16 protein-coding genes are annotated in these 18,807 nt (G+C 61.8%); 6 read left to right on the forward strand and 10 right to left on the reverse strand.

Features of this window, described 5'->3' with window-relative positions:
* The first annotated feature begins 4 nt into the window (after positions 1 to 4).
* The gene (locus tag P9875_RS26195; protein WP_278317012.1) at positions 5 to 1,261 is read left to right on the forward strand and encodes a DUF3426 domain-containing protein; all 1,257 of its coding nucleotides are present in this window, start codon (positions 5 to 7) and stop codon (positions 1,259 to 1,261) included.
* Positions 1,262 to 1,272: 11 nt separating this feature from the next.
* Positions 1,273 to 2,211, forward strand: a complete 939-nt coding sequence (locus P9875_RS26200) for a carbohydrate kinase family protein (RefSeq protein ID WP_176387393.1) — start codon at positions 1,273 to 1,275, stop codon at positions 2,209 to 2,211.
* 119 nt (positions 2,212 to 2,330) lie between these two features.
* Here P9875_RS26200 and P9875_RS26205 read toward each other — a convergent pair whose 3' ends face one another.
* Positions 2,331 to 2,864: a YggT family protein gene (locus P9875_RS26205; protein ID WP_035822131.1), complete on the reverse strand. Its 534-nt coding sequence runs from the start codon at positions 2,862 to 2,864 to the stop codon at positions 2,331 to 2,333.
* A gap of 253 nt (positions 2,865 to 3,117) precedes the next feature.
* On the opposite strand from P9875_RS26205, the gene P9875_RS26210 reads away from it, so the two are divergent.
* Positions 3,118 to 3,660 carry a hypothetical protein gene (locus tag P9875_RS26210; protein ID WP_278317013.1) on the forward strand — a complete coding sequence of 181 codons (543 nt, stop codon included), beginning with the start codon at positions 3,118 to 3,120 and terminating at the stop codon, positions 3,658 to 3,660.
* 8 nt (positions 3,661 to 3,668) lie between these two features.
* On the forward strand, positions 3,669 to 4,241 hold the full coding sequence (locus tag P9875_RS26215; RefSeq protein WP_200880284.1) for a hypothetical protein: 573 nt from the start codon (positions 3,669 to 3,671) through the stop codon (positions 4,239 to 4,241).
* A 719-nt stretch (positions 4,242 to 4,960) separates the two neighbouring features.
* Here P9875_RS26215 and P9875_RS26220 read toward each other — a convergent pair.
* The 6 genes from P9875_RS26220 to P9875_RS26245 all read right to left on the reverse strand — a co-directional run bounded on the left by P9875_RS26220 (position 4,961) and on the right by P9875_RS26245 (position 12,439).
* Entirely contained in the window at positions 4,961 to 6,112 is a 1,152-nt protein-coding gene (locus P9875_RS26220) for a ribonucleotide-diphosphate reductase subunit beta (RefSeq protein WP_099401602.1), read from the reverse strand.
* A gap of 118 nt (positions 6,113 to 6,230) precedes the next feature.
* The gene (locus P9875_RS26225; RefSeq protein WP_278317014.1) at positions 6,231 to 9,200 is read right to left on the reverse strand and encodes a ribonucleoside-diphosphate reductase subunit alpha; all 2,970 of its coding nucleotides are present in this window, start codon (positions 9,198 to 9,200) and stop codon (positions 6,231 to 6,233) included.
* A gap of 392 nt (positions 9,201 to 9,592) precedes the next feature.
* The gene (ampD, locus tag P9875_RS26230; RefSeq protein ID WP_278318876.1) at positions 9,593 to 10,204 is read right to left on the reverse strand and encodes a 1,6-anhydro-N-acetylmuramyl-L-alanine amidase AmpD; all 612 of its coding nucleotides are present in this window, start codon (positions 10,202 to 10,204) and stop codon (positions 9,593 to 9,595) included.
* Positions 10,182 to 11,258: a sigma-54 dependent transcriptional regulator gene (locus P9875_RS26235; protein WP_341353811.1), complete on the reverse strand. Its 1,077-nt coding sequence runs from the start codon at positions 11,256 to 11,258 to the stop codon at positions 10,182 to 10,184. Before P9875_RS26235 ends, ampD begins: the two co-directional genes overlap by 23 nt.
* Before the next feature lie 120 nt (positions 11,259 to 11,378).
* The gene (locus tag P9875_RS26240; protein WP_035822137.1) at positions 11,379 to 11,639 is read right to left on the reverse strand and encodes a PP0621 family protein; all 261 of its coding nucleotides are present in this window, start codon (positions 11,637 to 11,639) and stop codon (positions 11,379 to 11,381) included.
* A complete protein-coding gene (locus P9875_RS26245; RefSeq protein WP_046684240.1) occupies positions 11,636 to 12,439 on the reverse strand; it encodes a cytochrome C assembly family protein in 804 nt (267 codons plus the stop codon). The genes P9875_RS26240 and P9875_RS26245 overlap by 4 nt, the downstream gene beginning before the upstream one ends.
* A 326-nt stretch (positions 12,440 to 12,765) precedes the next feature.
* On the opposite strand from P9875_RS26245, the gene P9875_RS26250 reads away from it, so the two are divergent.
* A complete protein-coding gene (locus tag P9875_RS26250) occupies positions 12,766 to 13,305 on the forward strand; it encodes a hypothetical protein (protein ID WP_278317015.1) in 540 nt (179 codons plus the stop codon).
* Between the two features lie 68 nt (positions 13,306 to 13,373).
* Here P9875_RS26250 and P9875_RS26255 read toward each other — a convergent pair whose 3' ends face one another.
* Together P9875_RS26255 and P9875_RS26260 are read right to left on the reverse strand one after the other, a co-directional pair.
* Positions 13,374 to 14,303, reverse strand: a complete 930-nt coding sequence (locus tag P9875_RS26255; RefSeq protein ID WP_225242853.1) for an ABC transporter substrate-binding protein — start codon at positions 14,301 to 14,303, stop codon at positions 13,374 to 13,376.
* A 205-nt stretch (positions 14,304 to 14,508) separates the two neighbouring features.
* A complete protein-coding gene (locus tag P9875_RS26260; RefSeq protein ID WP_278317016.1) occupies positions 14,509 to 15,396 on the reverse strand; it encodes a LysR family transcriptional regulator in 888 nt (295 codons plus the stop codon).
* A gap of 138 nt (positions 15,397 to 15,534) precedes the next feature.
* Between P9875_RS26260 and P9875_RS26265 the strand changes: the two genes are divergently transcribed.
* The gene (locus P9875_RS26265) at positions 15,535 to 16,737 is read left to right on the forward strand and encodes an MFS transporter (RefSeq protein WP_219308041.1); all 1,203 of its coding nucleotides are present in this window, start codon (positions 15,535 to 15,537) and stop codon (positions 16,735 to 16,737) included.
* Positions 16,738 to 16,811: 74 nt separating this feature from the next.
* On the opposite strand, the gene P9875_RS26270 is transcribed toward P9875_RS26265, so the two are convergent.
* The gene (locus P9875_RS26270) at positions 16,812 to 18,806 is read right to left on the reverse strand and encodes a MacB family efflux pump subunit (RefSeq protein ID WP_278317017.1); all 1,995 of its coding nucleotides are present in this window, start codon (positions 18,804 to 18,806) and stop codon (positions 16,812 to 16,814) included.
* Between the last annotated feature and the right edge of the window lies 1 nt (position 18,807).

Here is an 18,807-nt window from a genome sequence, read left to right on the forward strand (position 1 = left end):
AGCAATGGCCCTCGCCACCAAATGCCCCCATTGCAACACGATATTTCGGGTCGCTGCTGACCAGTTGAAGTTACGTGGGGGCATCGTGCGCTGTGGCACGTGCAGGGAAGTGTTTGACGGCAATGCCGCGCTGGTCGATCCAGCCGCGGCATCGCCGTTTTTAACCTCCGCCCCCGGCACTGCCGCCCCGCTGCCGACCGATTATCCGCTTGACGCCAGCCTGCCGTCCGCCACGGACGACGAACCCATTTATTCCCTCGACTTCGACACCTCGTTCGACCCGTTCGGCATCTTGCCGGAAACGGCGCAGCTCAAGGACGATGAAGACGATGGCGAGCACATCGAGCTGGATCTCGACGTGATCCTGCCCGAAGAGGCGCCTGCCGCCGCACCACTCGACATACCGCTCGACATACCTGAACCTGATGCAACACCGGTAAAAGCACCGGAAGCACTGCCCGAACCACCGTTGCCCCAGCCGATGGCGCCCTTCAAGCGCCGCCAGGTCGATGACGCGCCCGCCTTCGCCACGTATCTGCGCGACAGCCGCCACGAACCGAACCTGGAAACTGGCGCCGCACCGGCGCTGCCCGCGGCCGAGAAAGTCAGCCTGGACAAGCCCACGCCCACGCGCCGTGAGCCGACGCTGGCCGACCATTCCTTTACGCCGCTGCCCGCCGCCCCCGTTGCGCCGGAGCCAGCCGAAGAGCAGGACGAACCCGTCCAGCCGCCAGCCGACGACGAGCCTGCCTTTGTGACCCTGGGCCGGCGCCGCGAACAGAGCGGCAAGGCCTTGCGCGTCGCCATGGGCGCCGGCTCCGTGGTACTGCTGCTTTTGTTGTTCCTGCAAGTAATGACCACCTTCCGCAATCCGCTGGCGGCGCAGTTTCCGCAGTGGAAGCCGACCCTGGTCACGCTGTGCAAGCTCAGTGGCTGCCAGGTCGACTTGCCGGCGCAGATCGAGGCACTGGCCATCGAACAAGGCGAATTGCAGACCATCAAGGAGCACACCTTTTCCTATGTCTCGCTGCTGCGCAACCAGAGCCGCAGCGTGCAAGCCTGGCCCAGCATCGAACTGATCCTCAACGACGCCAACGACAAGCCCGTCTTGCGCCGCGTCATCGCGCCGCGCGACTACCTGCCGGCCACGATCGACGTGAGCAAGGGCTTTGCGCCGCGCTCGGAACAAACCATCAAACTGTACTTTGCATTAGACCAGCTCACGGCGTCTGGCTACCATATCGCCATCTTTTACCCTTAACCGACACTATCATGACCAAAACATCGCTGATCTGCGGCTCGCTTGCCACCGACACCATCATGCAATTCCCTGGCCGCTTCGGCGAATCCCTGCTGGCCGACCAGTTGCACAAGGTGAACGTCTCCTTCCTCGTGCCTACCATGCGCACGGAGTTCGGCGGCTGCTCGGGCAATATCGCCTACAGCCTGAAAATGCTGGGCGGCGACCCGCGCATCGTCGGCGTCATGGGGCAAGACAGCGCCGCCTACCTGGAACGCCTGCAAAAGCTGGGCATTTCCACCGCCAACATCCTGATCAAGGCCGACAGCTACAACGCGCAGTGCTTCGTCACGGCCGACGCGGACAATAACCAGATCAATGCCTTCCACCCGGGCGCCATGTCGTTTGCGCATGAAAACCCGATCGCCAATGCCGGCCCGGCCAAGGTCGCCATCATTTCGCCGGACGGCGATCAGGGCATGCTCAAGCACGCCGCCGACCTGGCCGAGCTGGGCATCCCCTTCATGTTCGATCCGGGCCAGCAGTTGCCACGTTTCAATGGCGAACAGTTGATCGACTTCATCAACAAAGCCACGTATGTGTCGGCCAACGATTATGAAATGGAAATGTTGATGGAACGCACGGGATTGACCCTGCCGGACATCGCCAGCCGCCTGGAAGCGCTGATCGTCACGCGTGGCGAAAAAGGGTCGGAAATCTATACGGACGGCAAGCGCATCGACATTCCTGTCGTGGCCGCCAAGGAAGTGCTGGACCCGACCGGTTGCGGCGACGCCTACCGTGCCGGCTTGCTGTTCGGCATCACCAACGACCTGGGCTGGGAAACCAGCGGCCGTCTGGCCAGCCTGCTGGGCGCCATCAAGATTGCCACCCAGGGCGCGCAAAACCATGTGTTTACGCCAGAGAGCATCGCCGATCAGTTCGAAGCGGCGTTTGCTTACCGCTATTAATATGTAGGTCGTAGGTCGGATTAGCGGGGCGCAGCCACGCGTAATCCGACAACATCATTGGCATGGCGGGTAACGTCGGGTTACGCTACGCTAACCCGACCTACGCCACCACATCACCATCATCGCAGCACAATAATCATCCCCACCAGCACTTGCGCAATCTGCAGCAGGATCAAAGCCACCAGCAAAGACAAATCCAGGCTGCCGACCAGCGGCACCACCTTGCGGATCGGACGCAGCAGCGGCTCGTTCAGGGCGCGTACAAACGGCGCCAGCGGCGCATGCGGGTTGACCCAGCTGAAGATGGCTTCGATGATCAGCAAGGCCATGAAACCGTAGAGTATCCATTGCAGGAAGCGTTGCAGCGACTTGAGCAGCACCACTTCGACGGGAGCGCCGGTAATAAACAGCACCGAGCTGGCCAGCAGAACGATCAGGAAGGCGCCGATCAGGCTGGCCCAGTCATACCCGCCCACGCCCGGCACCACGCGGCGCAGGGGGCGCACCAGCCAGTCGGACAATTGAAACGTGAATTGCGCCACCGACGAGGGCGGCCGCACGCGCACCGCCTGCATCCAGAAGCGCAGCAGCAACACGCCGCCCAGCAAGGTGGCGATGGTATCAACGATCAATGTAAGGATAACGATCAGCACGACTAATTCTCCAAAAAAAAACCGCTGTGTGATTGAGTCACACAGCGGCGTGTTGCCTCATCCAGGCACCCGTATCGCAGGAATTACGATGGGCGGGTGCTGGTTGGGAATGGCCAGGCTGCAGCCGGTGCCAACACGGTTTTTGCTACAGGTGCGATAGGCGCCGATGGCTTGGCGACAGGAGCTGCCTTCTTCGGTGCGGCCTTTTTAGGCGCGGCCTTCTTGGCGGCTGGCTTGGCTGCCACGGCGGCTGGTGCCGCTGGAGCTGCTGCCGGCGCTGCTGCTGGTGCGGCTGCCACGACTGGCGCTGCGGCTGGCTTGGCGGCAGGTTTCGCTGCTGCTTTCGCTGCCGGCTTCGCTGCTGGCTTGGCGGCTGGCTTGGCTGCAGCTTTTGCTGCTGGCTTCGCTACTACCTTGGCCGCTGGCTTGGCTGCAGGTTTTGCTGCAACCTTGGCGGCAGGTTTCGCTGCTGCTTTGGCTGCCGGCTTCGCTGCTGGCTTCGCTGCTGCCTTTGCTGCCGGCTTCGCTGCTACCTTGGCGGCTGGCTTGGCTGCTGCTTTTGCCGCTGGCTTCGCTGCTACCTTGGCGGCTGGCTTGGCTGCCGCTTTTGCGGCTGGCTTCGCTGCTGCCTTGGCGGCTGGCTTCGCTGCAGCTTTTGCTGCTGGCTTGGCGACGACTTTTTTCGCTGCTGGTTTGGCTGCTGCTTTGGCGGCCGGTTTCGCTGCTGCCTTGGCTGCAGGTTTCGCTGCGGCTTTTTTCACTGCTGGCTTGGCTGCAGCTTTTGCTGCTGGCTTAGCTGCTGGCTTGGCTGCTGCTTTGGCGGCCGGCTTGGCTGCTGGCTTTGCTGCGGCTTTTTTCGCTGCTGGCTTGACTGCTGCCTTGGCGGCCGGTTTGGCTGCTGCCTTGGCTGCAGGTTTCGCTGCGGCTTTTTTCACTGCTGGCTTGGCTGCAGCTTTTGCTGCTGGCTTCGCTGCTGCTTTGGCGGCTGGTTTTGCTGCGGCTTTTGCTGCTGGCTTGGCGGCCGGTTTGGCTGCGGCTTTTTTCGCGACAGGCTTGGCTGCTGCCTTGGCGGCAGGTTTCGCTGCGGCTTTCGCTGCTGGCTTGGCTGCCGGTTTCGCTGCTGCCTTGGCCGCTGGTTTCGCTGCGGCTTTCGCTACTGGCTTGGCAGCCACTTTTGCCGCAGGCTTGGCTGCTGCTTTGGCGGCTGGTTTTGCTGCTGGTTTCGCTGCGGCCTTGGCAGCTGGTTTAGCGACTGGTTTAGCGGCAACCGTCTTCGCTGCGGCTGCCGGCTTCTTCGCGGCAGGAGCAGCCTTGGCGGCTGGTTTCTTTACTTCTGATTTCTTAGCGGCTGTTGCCATTTGTCTCTCCTTCATCTGAGATGAGAAATTTAAGCTACAAGATTTAAACCCGTCCGACCCACCACAGGGATAGGCCAGGCGAATTATTCATCGGCACAAACGGTCGTTTGCGCTAATGAATTCGGCACCAGCTGAACTGCTGCAACTCCTCACGTTTGCAGCACTTCAGCCATCGTCGGTGCCACCCTGCTTTATCTCGCAGCTGGTGGCAAAGTCTGAATTCGGTCATTCGTTTTCGATGCCGTGCGTTTTTTCGCTCCTCGCATCGCGCTCGCCACAACACCGTTGCGTCAAATAAAAAACCGCCATGCCTGAAAAAATTCGGGCACGGCGGCAGACGAAAACGGTGTGGTTTTGTGCATATCCGTGTAAATCTGTATCCCTGTTTTGCGAGGTTTTTTCGCTACCGCGCTGGTTAAAAAACCCCGCATTCTAACGCTCGCATTTGCAATCTCATAAAGTACACGAAAACCTTGTCAATGCGCAACCGGCACGACACGTTTTCGCCCGCTTTTTTGCACGATACGCGTGCTATCGCACAATCGCGCGGCAAATGCCGCCGCCAGCGTCTCCGGAAATGATTTTTTGGGTTCGTGATACGGCCATTCGCGGCAGCCGAAAATCGTGGCGCAAGCGTCGTCGCATGACCCGATGATGCACGCATTTTTCTGCCGCCATGCACGCGAAAAAAAAGCGCCGTCACGATGACGGCGCTTCTTGTCGTTGACTGAAAAAGGATTACTCCCAGTTCAGCGCACCCCCCGTTTGATACTCGGTCACGCGCGTCTCGAAGAAGTTACGTTCCTTCTTCATGTCGATCATTTCGCTCATCCACGGGAATGGATTTTCTTCCTGGGCGAACAGCGGCTCGATGCCGATCTGCTGCGCGCGGCGGTTGGCGATGAAGCGCAAATAGCCCTTGAACATCGGCGCGTTCAGACCCAGCACGCCGCGCGGCATGGTGTCTTCCGCGTATGCGTATTCCAGTTCCACGGCCTGCATGAACAACACTTTAATCTCTTCGCGGAATTCGGCCGTCCACAGCTGCGGGTTTTCCATCTTGATCGTGTTGATCAAGTCGATGCCGAAGTTGCAGTGCATCGATTCGTCGCGCAGGATGTACTGATACTGCTCCGCCGCGCCCATCATCTTGTTCTGGCGGCCCAGCGCCAGGATCTGCGTGAAGCCGACGTAGAAGAACAGGCCTTCCATCAGGCAGGCGAATACGATCAGGGATTTCAACAGCTTCTGGTCGTTTTCCACCGTGCCGGTGACGAACGCCGGGTCGGTCAGCGTGTTGATGAACGGGATCAGGAATTCATCCTTGTCGCGGATCGACTTGACTTCGTTATAGGCGTTGAAGATCTCGCCTTCGTCCAGGCCCAGCGATTCGACGATGTACTGGTAGGCGTGCGTGTGGATCGCTTCCTCGAACGCCTGGCGCAGCAGGTACTGGCGGCATTCCGGCGCCGTGATGTGGCGGTAGGTGCCCAGCACGATGTTGTTGGCGGCCAGCGAGTCGGCCGTCACGAAGAAGCCCAGGTTGCGCTTGACCAGGCGGCGCTCGTCGTCCGTCAGGCCGTTCGGGTTTTTCCACAGCTCGATATCGCGCTGCATGTTCACTTCCTGCGGCATCCAGTGGTTGGCGCAACCGGCCAGGTATTTGTCCCACGCCCATTTGTACTTGAACGGCACCAGCTGGTTGACGTCCGTCTTGCCGTTGATGATGCGCTTGTCGTCGGCATTCACGCGGCGCGCCACTTGCTCGGCGTTCGCTTCGGACGGCTCGGCACCTGCCGGCAGGTTCAATTCGGTATTACCCAGTGGCGCTTGCTGCGCCGAACGCGGCACAGCTGCCGACGTGGTTTCATCATCCCATGACAACGACATATTCTTCTTCCTTTCCATGCCGGCGAGCCGGCGATCCGCAACAGGCCCGTTGAATCGGACAATGCGGATATTGACAACATTGAATCAGCCCAGAAGTACTGGGCTGACAACTAAAATCTTACTGGCAGGCTTCGCATTCTTCAAAGCCGTCATCCCCTGGGCGCAGGTAGCAGGCTTCGCCATCGGCGTCGTCCGCTGCCGCTGCCGTCACTGGCGCCACGGCCACGGCCACTGCTGCTGCCGCCACGACGGCTGCCTGGGCGCTGGTTTGTGCACTTTGGGCGCTGGCCGACATGCCGCCATCGACTGCCACGGCGTTCAGGGCGCCCGTCTTGGAGGTCGATTTCTCCATGTGGGTAGCGGCGATGGTACGCAGGTAGTAGGTGGTTTTCAGGCCACGCAGCCATGCCAGCTTGTAGGTCTCGTCGAGTTTCTTGCCCGAGGCGCCAGCCATGTAGATGTTCAGCGACTGGGCCTGGTCGATCCACTTCTGGCGACGCGAAGCCGCTTCCACCAGCCAGCTTGGCGACACTTCGAAGGCGGTAGCGTAGATGTCGCGCAGGTCTTGCGGGATGCGGTCGATCTTCACCAGCGAGCCGTCGAAGTACTTCAGGTCGGAGATCATGACTTCATCCCACAGGTCGCGCGCCTTCAGGTCGCGCACCAGGTAGCCGTTGATCTCGGTGAATTCGCCCGACAGGTTCGATTTCACGTACAGGTTCTGGAACGTCGGCTCGATACAGGCCGACACGCCGATGATGTTCGAAATCGTCGCCGTCGGGGCGATCGCCACGCAGTTCGAGTTGCGCATGCCGAACTTGGCGATGCGTTCGCGCACCGGGGTCCAGTCCATGGCCGACGAGGAATCGACTTCCAGGTAGCCGCCGCGCTCTTCGGCCAGCAGTTTGACCGAGTCCTGCGGCAGGATGCCGCGGTCCCACAGCGAACCGGCATACGATTCATAGCGGCCACGCTCTTCGGCCAGTTCCGTCGACGCCAGGTAGGCGTAGTAGCAGACGGCTTCCATCGAGGTGTCGGCGAACGACACGGCGGCGTCCGAGGCGAACGGGATGCGCATCATGTGCAGGCAGTCCTGGAAGCCCATCACGCCCATGCCGACCGGACGGTGGCGCATGTTCGAATTGCGCGCCTTCTCGACGGCGTAGTAATTGATGTCGATGACGTTGTCGAGCATGCGCATGGCGGTGCGCACGGTCTTGGCCAGCTTGACGTGATCGAGCTTGCCTTCCTTCATGTGCGCCGGCATGTTGACGGAACCGAGGTTGCAGACGGCGATTTCGTCAGGGCCCGTGTTCAGCGTGATTTCCGTGCACAGGTTCGAGCTGTGGACGACGCCGACGTGCGACTGCGGGCTGCGGATGTTGCAAGGATCCTTGAACGTGATCCATGGGTGGCCCGTTTCAAACAGCATCGACAGCATCTTGCGCCACAGGTCCAGCGCGGCGATCTTCTTGAAGACGCGGATTTCGCCGGCGGCGGCCTTGGCTTCGTAGCCCAGGTAAGCCTGCTCAAAGGCCTTGCCGACCTTGTCGTGCAGGTCTGGCGTGTCCGATGGCGAGAACAGGGTCCAGTCGCCTTTTTCCATGACGCGCTTCATGAACATGTCGGGAATCCAGTTCGCCGTGTTCATGTCGTGCGTGCGGCGGCGGTCGTCGCCCGTGTTCTTGCGCAGGTCGAGGAATTCCTCGATGTCCATGTGCCAGGTTTCCAGGTAGGCGCAGACGGCGCCCTTGCGCTTGCCGCCCTGGTTGACTGCCACGGCCGTGTCATTGACCACTTTCAGGAACGGCACCACGCCTTGCGACTTGCCGTTGGTGCCCTTGATGTGGGCGCCCAGGGCGCGCACTGGCGTCCAGTCGTTGCCCAGGCCGCCGGCGAACTTGGCCAGCAATGCGTTGTCCTTGATGGCGTCGTAGATGCCTTCCAGGTCATCCGAGACGGTGCTCAGGTAGCACGACGACAGCTGCGAGCGCAGGGTGCCCGAGTTGAACAGGGTCGGGGTCGAGCTCATGAAGTCGAACGAGGACAGCAGGCTGTAGAACTCGATGGCGCGCGCTTCGCGGTCCGCTTCGTTCAGCGCCAGGCCCATGGCCACGCGCATGTAGAACGCTTGCGGCATTTCGATGCGCACGTCCTGGATGTGCAGGAAGTAGCGGTCGTACAGGGTTTGCAGGCCGATGTAGCCGAACTGCAAGTCGCGGTCGGCGACGATGGCTTTGGCCAGGCGCTCCAGGTCGAAACTGGCAAGTACCGGGTTCAGCAGCTCGGCGGCGATACCCTTGGCGATGTATTGCGGGAAATATGTCAGGTATTCGGCGGCAGCGGCCGCTTGCGGCACTTCCTTGCCGAACACTTCCTTGCGCACCGTGTGCAGCAGGATGCGGGCCGTGACCTGGCTGTAGGCCGGGTCTTTTTCCATCAGCGCGCGCGCCGCCAGGATGGCCGACTTGTGCAGCTCTTCGACAGGCACGCCGTCGTACAGGTTTTTCACCGTTTCAGCCAGGATGGCGTCGGCATCGACGTGCTTTTCCAGGCCGGCGCAGGCGGCGTTGATCAGGTCGCGTACTTCCTGCATGTCCAGCAGGCGGCGCACGCCGTTGTCGGTGACGTTCAGCTGGGGCGCGGTCACTTGCGCGGAAGCGCCCAGCGCTTCCTTCTGCAGGCGGCGCTCTTCCATGTGCTTGGCGCGGTACAGCACGTAGGCACGCGCCACGTCGTGCTCGCCCGAACGCATCAGCGACAGTTCCACCTGGTCTTGCACGTCTTCGATATGGAAGGTGCCGCCGCCCGGATGGCGGCGCACCAGCGCGGCGACGACGCCGTCGGTCAGCTGTTCCACCAGTTCGCGGATGCGTGCCGAGGCTGCGCCCTGGCCGCCGTTAACGGCCAAAAACGCCTTGGTCATGGCGATGGCGATCTTCGAAGGCTCAAATGCCACCACCGCGCCGTTGCGGCGGATGATGCGATAGTCGCCCAATGCCGCGCCCGTGCTCGCCACGCTGTTGGCCGCGCCTGGCGCTGGCGATACTGGCGTTGGATGGATGGAAATATCTTGTGGTGATTGCATTGAAGCTCCCGTTGTCAGCTAAAGTCAGCCTGCAGTTTTGCTGCCGCGTGTGTTGTTGAATAGAACGCCCGATGGTCAGGGTTTCTTCAGGTATTTGTTGCTAAATAGTAAATTAATAATGCATAAAACAGTGTCAGAATCCATCTCGCCACACCGCACTGCCCGGCTGGCGCGAAACACGATCAAGGGTGGTGAACCGCCAGTTCCAGTGCTTTATCAGCAATCCGGGTAGCTTTGACAATAATTCTGAAAACGTCTGTGATGGCACTACATATAGTCTTTACGTCCAACTTCTGCACTAATTGTAGTGCCCATCGAAGGGCGATGCAATAGTTTTCCGGCATCCGTCGGCGTAATTTTTTGTATTTTCATATACGATTTCGGTTGACTTTTCAGGGTATGGATGGAAAGCCCAATCCCCGCGAAGTAAGCGCTAACGCAGGCTGCCCGCGCAAGGTTTCCAACCAGCACTCTTGGTAAAAAGACCAGTCGAAAAATGGCCCCGGATCCGTCTTCCTTCCCGGCGCGATATGCTCGTGGCCGCGCACCTGCGACAAGCCGTAGCGCGCCACCAGCGCCGCCGTCAACGCCGCCAGCACATGGTATTGCCGCCGCTGGAAGGGTACATCGTCCGCGCCTTCCATTTCGATACCGATGGAATAGCCATTGCACTGCGGGCGTCCTTCGAAGGTGGACGCGCCCGCATGCCAGGCACGTTGATCAGCAGAAACATATTGCAGCAGCGCACCATCGCGCCGCACAAAAAAGTGCGCCGACACCTGCAAGCCACGCAGGTCGGCGAAAGAAGGATCGGCATTATAATCTACCCGGCCCGTAAACAAGTCCGACACATGCGGCCCGCCGAAGTGGCCGCCCGGCAAGCTGATGTTATGGATCACCAGCAAGTCGACTTGCACCCCGTCCGGGCGCGCGTCGTGGTGCGGCGAGTCGTAGCGCAGCGCGCCGTCGCACCAGCCGTCTTCATCTATCGTCCATGCGTGCATCAAGTATGCTTTCCTGTATCGTCAATTTCTGCATGCGGTAACGCAACTGGCGCACGCTCAGACCCAGCTGGCGCGCCGCCCGTGCGCGGTGGTAGCGCGCCTGCACCAGCGCCAGCATGATCATGTCGCGCTCGGCCTGGCGCAAATACACGTCCAGCGGCAAGGCCGGGGCCACGCCATGCGCCGCCATGCCGGGCAGGCACAGTTGCCGTTCCGGCAAGGCTGGCGGCACCCTCAGCGGCATACTGCCAGCGGCGGATGGCAAATCCAATCCGTCGAGCGCGATCACGCCGCCGTCGGCAAAGGCCAGCGCCCGCTCCAGCACGTTTTCCAGTTCGCGCACATTGCCGGGAAACGCATACGCGGCCAGCGCCGCCAGCACGGGCGGCGCCAGGATCACGGTCCGGCGTGGCGACAGGCGCGCGAGGATCACCTCACATAATACCTGCAGATCGCCGCGCCGCTCGCGCAGCGGCGGCAGCGCCAGCTCGATCACATGCAGGCGGTAAAACAGGTCCTGGCGAAACGTGCCGGCGGCCACGCCGCGCGCCAGGCCATGCTGGCTGGCGCACAGGATGCGCACGTCGATGGCTTCGTCGCTGCTGCCGCCCAGCTTACGCACGCGGCGCTCCTGCAGCACACGCAGCAGCTTGACCTGCATGGCCAGCGGCAGGTCGTCGACTTCGTCGAGCAGCAGGCTGCCGCCATGGGCCGCCTGGAACAAACCCTGGCGCTCGTGCAGCGCGCCCGTATAGGCGCCCGGGCGGCAGCCGAAGAATTCCGCTTCCATCAGCGCTTCGGGAATGGCGCCGCAGTTGACGGCGATAAACGGAAAGCTGGCGCGCGCGCCCTGCGCATGGATGGCGCGCGCCGCCAGTTCCTTGCCCGTGCCCGATTCGCCGCGGATGGCCACCGGCGCGCCGCAGCGGGCGATGCGGCCGATCTGCGCGCGCAGCGCCTGCATGGGCAGCGAGTTGCCGCTCAGTTGCGGCGCCGGCGGCATGCCGGCGACAGGAAGCTGGCTGGGACTGGGACGGGGACTTGGACTTGACATGGGGAGCGCGCCTTTCCACAATGGCGGCGACGAACCGCCTCATGCAGATGCTACGCCGGACGGATGCCGGACGACGTTACGATACGGCTGAGCAACGCGCGCAAACCTGCCGGCCTGCCCTTACACCGTGGCGTGCGCGTGGCTGCAGTAATCGTGGCCCTTGGCCTGCACATTTTCCGAGGCCGGGTAATACACGCCGCAATGGGCGCAGCACAGCATCAGCTCGGCATCCGGCAATTCCTGCGGCCGCGCGGGCGACGCATACGGATTGGGCTGCTGTTGCTGCTGCGCGCGGGCCCGTTGCTGCATGCCCCGGATCTTGCTGCGGATAGCAAACAGCACCAGGAACACCAGCGCCAGCCAGAATAAAACACGTGTCATGCGAATCCTCGGTGTAAAACCACTTCCAGTACAAAACGGCTGCCGACATAGGCCAGCAACAAGGTGGCGAAACCGGCCAGGGTAAAGCTCAGAGCCGTCTTGCCGCGCCAGCCGCGAAAGCGGCGCCCTGCCAGCAGCGAGGCAAACAGCAGCCATGACAGCATGGTAAACACGGATTTGTGATCCCAGTTCAGGGCCTTGCCAAACAGTTGTTCAGAAAATACGATGCCCGACAGCACGGTCAGGCTGAGCAAAATAAAACCCAGGCCAATCATGCGGAACAACAATTTTTCCATCGTCAGCAGGGCTGGCAGCTGGTCCAGCGCCGTGCCGATGAAGCCGCGGCTTTCGCTGCGCGTATGCAGACGCGATTCCTGCAGCGCCATCAGCACGGCGTGAAAGGCGGCAATCGTCAGGGTGCTGTAGGCGAGCACGGCCACGGCAATATGCCAGCCGAAGACGGCCGACTTGCCTTCCATGCTCACCTGGCTGCCCGGAAAGGCCCAGGCCAGGCCAATGGCGAGGACGGCGCTGGGCATGACCATGCGGCGCAGTCCGTCCAGGCTGAAATTGCGGTTCTCTATCCAGTAGGCGCCCACCGACACCCACAGCGCGGCCGACAGCATGGCGGAAAAACCGAAGCGCAAGGTGCCCGGCGCCATCAGGTCGAACCACAGGGTGGCGGCGTGCGCCAGCCAGGCGACGCCGGTCAGGCCGGCAATGAGCCGGGCACGGGACGAAGGAAGTACCGCGCACGCCGCGTACAACAGGGCGGCGATGAAAAAGAAATAGATCTGCATAGTTTAAGTTTACACCATAGCCGGCAAGCGCGATTCAGGCGACAGCCCGGGTGACAGGCACGACGCCGCCATCCAATGCCGCAAGCCTGCCATGATATCGCGCCTGAGGCATGACGGGGTGGCGCACCCTCAAGATTTCGGCAATCTTTCCTGCGGCGCACGGTCGCCGCGCCGCAGCCACGTTGCCATCCCGATGAGCCAGTCCTATAATTATGTCCACATAGCAATATTTATCCACCCTTACGCCACGTCCTCTCGCCATGTCTTTTCGAAAATTGTCCTGGACCTGCCTCCTGCTGGCCGCCTGCACTCTATTAAGCGGCTGCATGAAAGACGCGCCTTCCCAATCCACGTACGAGGAATACTTCCGTACGTCCATCCAGAGCTATGACCTGTACAAGGAATACTTCGACATCGCAAAGCTGGAAAAGCTGAATGGCTGGAAAGAAAACGAACAGTACGAAATCAAGGGCTCGGCCGTGCTGCGCGCCAAGGTGGGCTACCTGGAATTGCTGGCCGACGTGGCCAACAAGCTCGAGGCGGAGGCGAAGACGGATGGCTCCGTGGGCATGACCATGGGCCTGGGCCTGATGGCGCGCAGCATGGGCGGCGAAAACAAGGTTTTCCGCGAATTCTGGGTACAGCAGCAGGAAAAGAAGGCGATCCCCGCGCCCCTGCTGGCACGCCAGGCGGCGATGACGGCCGAGCGTTTCGAGAACCTGCTGCAGTGGTCTGACCAGATCGTGCAAGACAATTACGGCGCCCTCATCAACCGCCAGCTCAAGAAAGGCGATGAGCTGACCCGCATCTACACGCTGAGCTTCCGCCAGACCGAGAAGGGCTGGATGGGTTTTAACGCCCGCTAAGGCCACTCCTCCATCAAAAAACCTCCGCGCCATCGCTGGTCCGGAGGTTTTTTTCATGGCGGCCTGATTTACTTCACGTTCAGGCTCTTTTTCGCCTGTTCCAGCAAGTCCGTCTTGACCCAGTCCTTGGCCACGGGCGGCTTCGTCATGCGGCCCACGCCCGTTTTCACCATCACGTCGGTGGTGATCTGGATATGCTCGGGCGAAATATCATATGAATACGGCGAATTGCTGATCGCGTCGTCGAAGTCATCCTTCGTGATCTGGCCGCGGAACACGACTTCGCGCACATACTTTTCCGCCGTCGCCTTGTTGTCGATAAAGGTCTTGGTGGCTTCGACGAAGCAGCGCATGAATTTTTCCGCCACGGGACGGCGTTCCTTGTAGAACTTTTCCGTCATCACCATGGTCCGCACGGGTTCGCCGATCGGCGTGTCGTACGGCTTGATGACTTCGGTGCCGAAGCCCTTGTTGATGGCCTGCGACGATTGCGGTTCCGACTGCATCATGGCGTCGATATTCTTGCCCATCAGCGCCTGGTTCAAGTCGGCGTAGGCGAGGAACACCAGTTGCACATCCTTGCCCTTGGTTTCGGAATACGTCAGGCCCGCTTGCGACAGCTCGGCCAGCAGCAACACTTCCTGGATGCCGCCGCGCGTCACGCCCACGCGCTTGCCCTTGAGTTCCTTGACACTGGTAATTTTTTGCCCCGCGCCCGCCACCAGGCGCGCGCCGCCCTTAGCAAAACCGGCCACCACGTAGATCGGGGCGCCGCCGGCGCGGCCGGAAATGGCCGCCTCGGACGCCGTCGCCCCCACGTCCAGCTCGCCCGCGATAATCGCCTGCATCACGTCGAGGCCCTTGGCGAAGATATGCTCTTCCACCTTGATGCCGCACTTGGGCGCGATTTCCTTGATGTACGATACGGCGCCGTAATGGGCGAATTTCAAATTACCCAGGCGCACGACCTCCTGCGCCTGCGCCTGCACGGCGCCCATGCCGAAGGCCAGCACGAGGGCGGCGGCGATACCGGTCTTCAAAGTTGATTTTTTCTGCATCGGGTTCTCCTGTGGTGGTTGGTGTGTGCCCGCAAGGGCACGCGAATCACTGCTTTTTGTTATGGGGAGATAGTACCGTGTGTTAAGCCAGGAGCAATCTTTTTTATTGCACGATGACTTAAGCGAGTGCAAGCTATGTCCACTGTCAAAGCGGAAACAAGTTCTGCGCGATGAAGTCCACGAACACCCTGAGCTTGGGCGACAGATGTTTGCTGGAGGGCCACAATATGCGGAATGTGGTGCGGTCCTGGTTGTATTCGTCCAGCACCGTGACGAGACGGCCTTCGTCCAGCTGACGACGCACGGCGATGTCAGGCACACAGGCAATACCGAGACCTTGTTCGGCAAAGCAGATCTGCGGATCCAGCGAATTCGTGACCATGCTGCCCGGCAGCTCCATGGAGAGGGGTTGATTGTTCCTGCTCAACGGCCATGCGTCCATTTTGTCCGTCGTGGGATAGCGGTACAGCAGGCAGGCATGGTTGACCAGGTCTTCCGGTTGCCGCGGAAGTCCCGCCTCCTGGAAATAGCCGGGAGCGCCGACGATGACTCGTCGGTAAGCGCCCAGCGTGCGTGCCATCAAGCGGGAATCGCTGGGTTCTCCGGTACGGATCACGGCATCGAAGCCTTCTTCGATCACTTCCACCAAACGATCCGAACAGTCGATGTCCAGCGCGACAGCGGGATAGCACCGCTGGAAGGCCGCCAGCCTGGGCATGAACAAGGTGCCGAGCGATGGCAGACTGATGCGCAGCTTGCCATGCGGGGCGCTTTGCGTTTGCAAGAGTTCGGCCTCGGCCAACTCCACCTCGCAAAGGATGCGGCGGCAGCGCTCCAGGAACAACGCCCCTTCCGATGTCAGGCTGATGGTGCGCGTAGAGCGGTGGAACAGACGAACCCCCAGGCGCTCCTCCAGCCGCGCGATGGCCTTGCTGACGGCGGATGCGGAGATGCCCAGCTGCTGCCCGGCCGCGGTGAAGCTGCGGGCCTCCCCCGCGCGTACGAAGAGATCAAGAGAACCAAGATTTTCCATTTATGCCCATCAATTAATGACGGTTATGTCACATATATTGTTCACTTTAGCCTATTTTTCTTTTATTGGTAAGCAGGCAGCATACGTACTGATACTTCACACAGAACCAGAACGACTTCAATTTGAGGAACCTAGTTTATGCATCAGACAACAACATCCGCTCGACACAAGAGCGCCGAGCGACTACCCTTGGGTGGACTGCTTGCCTTGGCCATGGCAGCCTTTGTCACGCTGCTGACCGAGATCATGCCGGCGGGATTGCTTTCTTCCATTGCGCAAGGCTTGAGCGTCTCTGACAGCCTGGCAGGCCAGTTCATTACCGCCTACGCGGTCGGTGCGCTGGTCGCCGCGATTCCCGTCACCATGCTTACGCAAGGCATGCGGCGGCGTCCCTTGCTATTGACGGCGATCTTCGGCTTTGCGCTTGTCAATCTCGTCACCGCGCTGTCCGACAGCTATGCCGTCTCTCTGGTGGCGCGCTTCTTCGCCGGTGTCTTCGGTGGAATCGTCTGGACGCTGCTGGCTGGATATGCGGTGCGCATGTCGCCGTCTCATCTCGGCGGACGGGCGATTGCGATATCCGGTGCCGGCGCGACCATCGCGCTGGTGCTCGGTGTGCCGCTCGGAGCGCTACTTGGCCGCGCCATCGGCTGGCAAGGCGCGTTTGGCCTGATGAGTGCCCTGGCACTCTTGCTCATGCTGTGGATCATTGCCATCGTCCCCGACTTCCCTGGCCAGAGCAAGGGGCAGCGCCAAGCGCTTTCCAGCATATTTTTCAAGACCGGCATTCGCGCCGTGCTGTTCGTGGTCCTCACCTTCGTTGTTGCCCACAACATTCTCTACATCTATATTGAGCCATTGCTCGTGCCTTCGGGCTTGTCAGCGAACGTGGAAACCGTCCTGTTCGTCTTCGGACTGGGTTCGATCATCGGCCTATGGGTCGTCGGTGCCATGGTCGATCGTCGGCTGCAGTTTCTTGCCGTGGCAAGCGTCATGGTCTTTGCCGCCGCATCCCTGTTGCTGGGTCTTTGGGGCGACCTGTCGCAAGTGGTCTACCCCTCTGTGGCGGTATGGGGCCTCGCTGTGGGCGGTTTTGCCACGATCACTCAAACGGCCTTGTCCCGCTTTGCCGGCGAATCGGTTGATGTGGCGCAATCGATGTACACGACGGGCTGGAACACGGCAGTGGCCAGCGGCGGCGTGGTCGGCGGAATTTTGCTTGACCGGTCAGACGTGGCGTCGTTCGCATGGACCGTCATCGGATTTCTCGCCGTCTCGTTGCTCGCTACAGTCTTCGCCATGAACAAGGCGTTGGCAGGCAGGAGTTGCAGCGGAAGTTGATGCGTGCGGCCGCGCCGGCGCCATGCCTGGCCGCGATGGCAGGCATGGCGCCGGCGTTTTTACAACAGCCGGCCTTACTGGCCAGCCAGCGCCACGACCGGGTCGAGTCCCGACGCCTTGCGCGCCGGCATGAAGCCAAACACCAGGCCCGTCACCACGGCGCAGGCAAATGCGCCGGCGATCGCGCTCAGGGAAAAAATCACCGGCACGTCCCATACCAGCAGCAAGCCGGCCACCGTCACGCCGACCACGATGCCAGCCACGCCGCCCACCACCGACACCAGCACGGCTTCCGTGAGGAACTGGCGCAGGATGTCGCGCCGGCGCGCGCCCGTCGCCATGCGGATGCCGATTTCGCGCGTGCGCTCGCGCACCGTCATCAGCATCACGTTCATGACGCCGATGCCGCCCACCACCAGCGAGACGGCGGCGATCAGGCTGAGCATCATGGTCATGTTGTCCTGCGTCTTGGCTTCAGCGGCAATCGACGCGGCCGCGTTGCTGATGCCGTAGTCGCGGATGCGGTGGCGCTCGAACATGGTGGCGTCGACCGCCGCCTCCACCTCCGTCACGCGCTTGACGTCGGCCACCGCCATGACGGTGTACGTCGGCTCGCGCTGGCCGAAGACGCGGATGCCGGCCGTGGAAAACGGCAGCAGCAGCACGTCGTCTTCATCCTTCTCGCCCGTCAGCGCGCCCTTCGCGCTCATCACGCCGATCACCTGGAACGGCACGTTGCCGATCAGGATGCTCTGCCCCACGGGATTGGCCACGTCGGGCATCAGTTTTTCCGCCAGGTGCGCACCCAGCACGGCCACGGTGGCCATCTCGCGCTCGTCTTCCTCGGTAAAGAAGCCGCCCTTGGCCACGGGCCAGGTCTGAATCTGCGGCAGGGCCGGCCCCGTGCCGCGCACATAGGTCTGCACGTCGAGGTTACCGTGGCGTATCACCTTGTTGCCCGTGACATTCGGCAGCACGTGGGTGATGCCCGGCACGTCCTTGAGCGCATCGAGGTCGGCCAGGGTGATGCTGCGCCCCGGGATGCGCGAGCTTTCGCCGCGCGACGCCATGTACAGCAAGTTCGAGCCGAAGGCGCCCAATTGGGCCATCACCTGCTGGCGCGTGCCCAGGCCGATGGCCAGCATGACGATGACCGAAGCGACGCCGATGACGATGCCGAGCAAGGTCAGGCCCGTGCGGAAGCGGTTGATCCACAGCACGCGCCATGCCGCGCGCGCCGCGTCGAGCAATTCCGTGCCCAGCGACGCCCCCGTGTCATGCGCGGCGCGCGACATGTCCAGCGGCGGCAGGGCCGTCGACGTGGCAGGAATGGCGATGGCGCCCGAGTCTGCGACGATTTCCCCATCGCTGATCTCGATCACGCGGCGCGCCTGGGCCGCCACCTTGCGATCATGCGTGATGAGGATGATGGTGTGGCCCGCGTCGGCCAGTTCACCCAGCAGCGCCATGACTTCGGCGCCGCTGCTGCTATCTAACGCCCCCGTCGGTTCATCGGCGAGGATGATGCGCCCGCCATTCATCAGCGCGCGCGCGATCGACACGCGCTGCTGCTGCCCGCCCGACAACTGGTTCGGCCGGTGATCGAGCCGTTCTCCCAGTCCCAGGCGCTTGAGCAGCGCTGCGGAACGCGCATGGCGGGCGGCGGCCGGCATGCCCGCGTACAGGGCCGGCACTTCCACGTTTTCGCGCGCCGATTCCGTGGCGATCAGGTGATAACCCTGGAAGACGAAGCCGAACGCTTCGCGCCGCAGCCACGCCAGTTCATCGGGGTTCAGGCTGGCCACATCCTGGCCGGCAAAGCGGTACGTGCCGTCGCTGGGCCGGTCCAGGCATCCGAGCAAATGCATCAGGGTCGACTTGCCGGAACCGGACGCGCCGACGATGGCGACGAATTCGCCGGCGCCAATCGACAGGGTCAGGCCGCGCAGCACTTCCACGGCCGGTGCGCCGTCATGGCCGCCGTAGCGCTTGCGGATGCCGGCAAGTTCAATCAAAGGAACCGGCTGGCCAGCTTCTCCGGCTTGCCCCAGCGACCTGGCCTCGCTCATC

This window comes from Janthinobacterium rivuli (assembly GCF_029690045.1).
GTDB lineage: Bacteria > Pseudomonadota > Gammaproteobacteria > Burkholderiales > Burkholderiaceae_D > Janthinobacterium > Janthinobacterium rivuli.